The organism is Nocardia sp. CY41, from assembly GCF_009829325.1.
Classification (GTDB): Bacteria; Actinomycetota; Actinomycetes; order Mycobacteriales; family Mycobacteriaceae; genus Nocardia.
In genome coordinates this window covers 1-1,118 of sequence record NZ_VUOS01000125.1, presented here as the reverse complement: position 1 = coordinate 1,118, position 1,118 = coordinate 1, and the positions used below count along the sequence as shown (strand labels likewise).

Genomic DNA, 1,118 nt, shown 5'->3' with positions numbered 1-1,118 from the left:
TCGCTGCCGCGCAGGGCGCGGGTGCGGTGGGCGTAGGTGACCGGGCGGGGGGATTCGGCGGCGATCTCGGCGACGAGGGTGGGGTCGTCGAGGGCGAGCCAGTCCAGCGCGTCGGTCGAGCCGGAGCCGCCGGTCGTGAGACCGATCTTGATCTCCGGTTCGTGCGGCAGCGGTGCGTCGAGGGTGTCGACCGGGACGACCGCGGCGCCGGTCTTGAGGACGGCCCAGGTGGCGATGACCGCTTCGATGCCGCGGTCCAGCCGCAGCGCGACGCCCGCGCCGGGTCCGCAGCCACGCGCGATGAGCGCCCGCGCCAACCGCGACGAACGCGCGTCGAGATCCTGGTAGGACAGCGCGTTCTCGCCGGAGACCACGGCGGGCCCGTCCGGGTCGTCCTCCACCGCGGCCGCCAGCGCCTGGGTCAGCGCCGTGCCCGCGGTCGCGGTGGGCGCTTCGGCGCCGACCGATCCGGCCGCCGCCGCCATCCGCTCCCGTTCGGCGTCGTCGAGGATGTCGATGTCGCCGATGAGGGTGTGCGGGTCGGTGGCGATGGTGGTGAGGATGCGTTCGAGTCGGCGGCCGAGGGTTTGGACGGTGGTCTCGTCGAACAGGTCGGTGGCGTAGGTGAACACGGTGTCGAGTTCACCGGGGGCGCCGTCGTCGTGGTGGTGGGGGTTGACGTTGACTTGCAGGTCGAATTTCGCTGCGACGCTGCCGGTGTCGAGCGCGGCGACGGTCAGGCCGGGTAGCCGCAGGGTGGGTTGTTCGTTGTTCTGGAACGACAGCACCACGCCGAACAGGGGGTTGTGGGTGGTCGCGCGGCCGGGCGCGACGACTTCCACGACGCGTTCGAAGGGGATGTCGGCGTTGGCGAAGGCGGCCAGGTCGGTTTCGCGGGCTTGGTCGACCAGTTCGGTGAAGCTCATGCCCGCCTCGACGCGGGTGCGCAGGGCGAGGGTGTTGACGAACATGCCGACCAGGTCGTCGAGCACGCGTTCGCCGCGTCCGGCGATGGGTGTGCCGATGGCGACGTCCGGGTCGCCGGACAGCCGCGCCAGCAGCACCGCCAAGGCGGCGTGCACGACCATGAACAACGTGCAATTGTGCTCGCGCGCCAG

At 71.6% G+C, this 1,118-nt stretch carries 1 protein-coding gene; it reads right to left on the bottom strand.

All coding sequences use genetic code 11. The features are described 5' to 3' along the window. Positions 1-1,118: condensation domain-containing protein (locus GVY64_RS36995; RefSeq protein WP_159851348.1), on the bottom strand; the 1,118-nt coding region annotated here is incomplete at both ends.